At 76.7% G+C, this 4,181-nt stretch carries 6 protein-coding genes; 3 read left to right on the forward strand and 3 right to left on the reverse strand.

The window, feature by feature from the left end:
- Positions 1-674 (forward strand): LysR family substrate-binding domain-containing protein (locus ABZ914_RS47750; protein WP_500201265.1); only part of this gene is annotated, 674 nt, incomplete at its 5' end.
- 7 nt (positions 675-681) lie between these two features.
- On the opposite strand, the gene ABZ914_RS47755 is transcribed toward ABZ914_RS47750, so the two are convergent.
- Positions 682-942: a sigma factor-like helix-turn-helix DNA-binding protein gene (locus ABZ914_RS47755; RefSeq protein WP_307799672.1), complete on the reverse strand. Its 261-nt coding sequence runs from the start codon at positions 940-942 to the stop codon at positions 682-684.
- A gap of 51 nt (positions 943-993) precedes the next feature.
- Entirely contained in the window at positions 994-2,199 is a 1,206-nt protein-coding gene (locus ABZ914_RS47760) for an MFS transporter (RefSeq protein WP_500201266.1), read from the reverse strand.
- A gap of 99 nt (positions 2,200-2,298) precedes the next feature.
- Here ABZ914_RS47760 and ABZ914_RS47765 point away from each other — a divergent pair, with 99 nt between their 5' ends.
- On the forward strand, positions 2,299-3,066 hold the full coding sequence (locus ABZ914_RS47765) for an AraC family transcriptional regulator (protein ID WP_500201267.1): 768 nt from the start codon (positions 2,299-2,301) through the stop codon (positions 3,064-3,066).
- An 85-nt stretch (positions 3,067-3,151) separates the two neighbouring features.
- Entirely contained in the window at positions 3,152-3,457 is a 306-nt protein-coding gene (locus ABZ914_RS47770) for a hypothetical protein (protein WP_500201268.1), read from the forward strand.
- Between the two features lie 16 nt (positions 3,458-3,473).
- Here the strand turns inward: ABZ914_RS47770 and ABZ914_RS47775 are convergent.
- A partial coding sequence (locus ABZ914_RS47775) for an MFS transporter (protein WP_500201269.1) occupies positions 3,474-4,181 on the reverse strand: 708 nt, incomplete at its 5' end.

A 4,181-nucleotide genomic window follows, 5' to 3' on the forward strand; every position in this document is an offset into this window, starting at 1 on the left:
GGACGGTCCGGCAGGCCGACCGGGTCGCCGCGGCGGCGGAGCGGCACCGGCGCGGCCAGGACGGGGTGCTGCGCGTCGGGTTCGAGGCGACCGGCGCCGGGGAGCTGACCACCCGGGCGCGTGCCGCGTTCGCCCGCGCCCATCCCGGCGTCCGCGTCGAGCCCAAGCGGTTCGACTGGGGCGGCGAGGCGGACGCGCTGCGGTCCGGGGACGTGGACGTGGCGTTCGTGTGGCTGCCCGCCGACCTGTCCGGCCTGCACGCCGAGGTCGTGCACACCGAGCCGCGGATCGTGGGACTCCCGTCCGGCCACCGGCTCGCCGGGAGCGAGGCGGTCGGCGTCCTCGACGTCGGCGACGAGCCGCTGATGTGGACGGAGCGGGCGCCGCGCGAGTGGGTGGACTGGTGGGCGGTCAACCCGCGCCCGGACGGGTCGGAGCCGCGGTGGGGGCCGACCAACGACAACGTCGAGGAGATGCTGGAGCAGGTCGCCGAGGGCGTCGCGATCTGCTTCGCGCCGTCCAGCATGGCCCGGTACTACACGCGGCCGGGCATGGTGTGGGTGCCGCTCACCGGCGTGGAGCCGCTGCGGGTCGCGCTCGCCTGGGCGGACGGCGCGGACGGCCCGCTGGTGCGGTCGTTCGCGAAGATCGTCCGCGACCTCGCCACCACGTGACCCGCGGTCACCGGGTGACGGGCGTGCCCAGGGTCGCGTGCAGCGCGCGCAGCGCCTGGTACACGCGGACCTTGACCACGTCGACCGGCACGCCCAGCAGGGCGGCGGCCTCGTTGACCGAGCGTTCCCGGAAGACCGTCTCGGTGAGGATCTCGCGGTGCGCCGACGGCAGCGCCTGGAAGGCCCGGGCGACCGCCGCGGAGCGCGTCCGCTCCCCCGGTGCGCCGGGGGCGAACGAACCGGTGTGCTTGCCCATTCGCAGTGCCACGCAACGAACTTCGCACCGCGCCGCCCGCCCGTCGCCGCCCTTATGCCGTCTTTAAGGAAGAGCTAACGGTGGAGTGAGGGGCGGGGGGTGTCCGGGGCGGGGGCCCTGGTGCGGGGACGCGGCTTCGAGGGGGGCGGGTTCCTGGAGGCGCCGGGCGAGGAGCCAGGCGGCGGCGGGGACGGCGATCAGCGGGAGCAGCGCGGCGCGCGGGGACGCGGCGTCGGCGAGCGCGCCCACGGCGGGGCTGGCGACGCCGCCCGCGCTGACGGCGAGGCCGAGGGTGACGCCGCTGGCGGTGCCGACGCGGCGCGGCAGGTAGTCCTGGCCGAGCGTCACCTGGATCGAGAACGGGGTGTAGAGGGCGATCGCGGTGAGCGCGACGAACGCGTAGATCGTGTACGAGGGGGCGAGCGCGACGCCCGCGACGGCCGGGACCGCGAGCAGGTAGGACGCGCGCAGCGTCCGCACGCGGCCGAGCGTCGCGGCGAGCCGCCCGCCGAGGACCGTCCCGACGGCGCCGCCGGCGAACAGCACGAACAGGGCGACCGCCCCGGCGTCGGCGCCCCCGCCGGTCCGCTGCCGCGCGACGACGGCGAGCAGGGTGCCGAGCCCGAAGAAGACGACCGAGCGGCACAGCACGACCAGGGAGAGCCGGACGAACATCGGCCGGTCGTCCCGGCCGTCCACCGCGCTCTTCTTCGCGGCCGCGCCGGGTGTGCGGCGGCGCATCGCGGTGAGGCTGAGCGCCGTTCCGAGGGCGGCCGGTGCCGCGAGCCACGGCGTGGCGTGCAGGCCGCCCGCCGCGAGGACGGGCGTGACCAGCAGCGGGGCGGCGGCGAAGCCGAGGTTGCCGCCCAGCGAGAACCAGCTCATCCCGGCGTGGTCGCCACCGGTCAGGGCCCGCGCGACCCGCGCCGACTCGGGGTGGTAGGCGGCCACGCCGAGCCCGGACAGCGCGATCGCGGCCCAGGTCAGGGCGTACGTGCCGGACACACCGGACAGGGCGACGCCGAGGCCGGCGACGCCCGTCGCGGCGGGCACGAGCCACGGCATCGCCCAGCGGTCGGTCAGCATCCCGAACGCGGGCTGGACGACGGAGGACAGCAGCGTGGCGGCGAGCACGATCCCGGACGCGGCGACGTAGCTGTAGTGCCGCCCGGTGACGAGGAACGGGACGATCGCGGGCACGGCGCCCTGGTAGACGTCGACGCAGGCGTGTCCGGCCGACAGCAGCGCGACGGGGCCTCTGCGGTTCATACCGGCAGCCTCGCTCCCGGCGCTCCTGTCACGCTTCCGATATTTGGCCAACTTGTGTCGATGGACCGCCTTGTCGGTGCCCGTGCATACCCTGAGCCGATGACCCGCCACACCCCGCGCGCGAGCACGGGCCTGCGGCCGCTGCCGCCCGGCGGCGAGATCGACGCGCACCGCCACGACGACCACCAGCTCGCCTACGCCGTCTCCGGCGTCCTGTCGGTCACGACCGACGCCGGGATCTGGCTCGCGTCGCCCGTCCGGGCGCTGTGGATCCCCGCCGGGACCGTCCACGAGCACCGCTCGTTCGGCGGCGCCGACCTGCGGCTCGTCGGGATCCCGGCGGCCCGCGACCCGCTCGGCCTCGCCCGTCCCGCCGTCCTCGGGGTGGACGCGCTGCTGCGCGAGCTGGTCGTGGCCTGCACCGGCGCGCCCGCCGCCGAGCGGGACGGCGCCGAATGGCTGCGGCTGCGGGACGTCCTGCTCGACCGCGTCGCCCGCGCCCCCCGCTACGCCGACTACGTCCCCTCCGCCCGGGACCCGCGCCTCGCCGCCGTGTGCCGGATGCTGTGCGACGACCCCGCCGACGACCGGACGCTCGGGGAGCTCGGCGCGCGCGCTGGAGCCGGCGAGCGCACCCTCACCCGGCTGTTCCGCGCCGAGCTCGGCATGACCTTCCCGCAGTGGCGCGCCCAGCTGCGCCTGCACCACGCCATGGTCCTGCTCGCCGAGGGCCTCCCGGTGACGACCGTGGCGCACCGGTCGGGGTGGGCGTCCGCCAGCGCGTTCATCGACGCGTTCCGCCGCACGTTCGGCCACACGCCGGGCACGCACCGCGCCCGCGTCGACGGACGGCTCCTGCTCCGCTGACCTCCGCGCGCGCCGGCGAACTCGCAAGCGGGCCCCTCGCCCCGCGGCGCAGCGCCTAGGATGAGGCTCCGGGGAGGTGGTGGACGTGGACGCGCCGCACATGACGTTCCCGCCGGACGGCTGCTCCTACGAGGTCCGCTACACGCTGGGCCGCCGCGGCACGGGCCTGGAGGCGTTCCCCGACGAGTTCGACCTCGGGCGCTGGTTCGTGCTGATGGCCGAGGAGGGCGTGTTCACCCCGGAGGACTTCTCCGTCCCCGACGAGGACGGCCGCAACGGCTTCCAGATCTTCTGCGTGTCCGGCGGAACCCGCGTCCCGATCAGCTACTTCCATCCGCGCCTCGTCCGGGGCCGTATCGAGGGCGTCCGCGCCGCCGTCCCGAATCCCTGACGCGCGACCCGCGCCGCTAAGCGCGCGCGGGACGCCGGAGCGCCGCCGACGCCAGCACCGCCAGAACGCAGAACGTCCCGGCGAGCGCCCCGTACCCGGCCGCGGACATGATGACGGTGGACGCCAGCCCGGCCGCGGCGGCGATCGTCCACACGGCCGCGTCCACCGTGCCCTCGACGTCCGCGCGCGCGGGCTCGGGAAGCTCGCCGGCGAGCCGTCCGCTGCCGCCGACGAAGCACAGGTTCCACGCGTAGCCGAGTACGAACAGCGCCGCGGTGCGCGTCCAGGCGCCGCCGCCCGCCGCCGCGAGGCCCGCAGACGCGGCGAGCGCCGCGACACCGGCGAGCATCACCGGACGCGCCCCGTACCGGTCGACCAGCCGCCCCGTCACCGGCGACAGCGCGAACATCCCCAGCGTGTGCGCCGACAGCGTCATCCCGACCATGCCGAGCCCGCCGCCGTCCATCCGCATCGCCACCGGCGCCGCCGTCATCACCGCGACCATGACGACCTGCGCCGTCACCATCACCACCAGCGCGGGCCGCGTCACCGGCCCCTGGAGCAGGACCCGCAGCGGGACGCGGTCACCGGGCTCCGGCGCGCCCGTGCCGGGCGGCTCGGGGGCGGACGTCGCCATCGCGAGCGCGGCGGCGGCGGTGGCCGGGACCGCCGCGAGGAAGGGCCCCGCCAGGTGCGGGAGGCCGAGCGCGTGCGCGAGGCCGCC

Source organism: Spirillospora sp. NPDC046719, assembly GCF_040645715.1.
GTDB lineage: Bacteria > Actinomycetota > Actinomycetes > Streptosporangiales > Streptosporangiaceae > Spirillospora.

What these genes read in the sequence shown, in the direction of transcription:
- ABZ914_RS47760 (WP_500201266.1), bottom strand. Translation starts at nt 2,199, where the DNA reads ATGAACCGCAGAGGCCCCGTCGCGCTGCTGTCGGCCGGACACGCCTGC.
- ABZ914_RS47765 (WP_500201267.1), top strand. Translation starts at nt 2,299, where the DNA reads ATGACCCGCCACACCCCGCGCGCGAGCACGGGCCTGCGGCCGCTGCCG.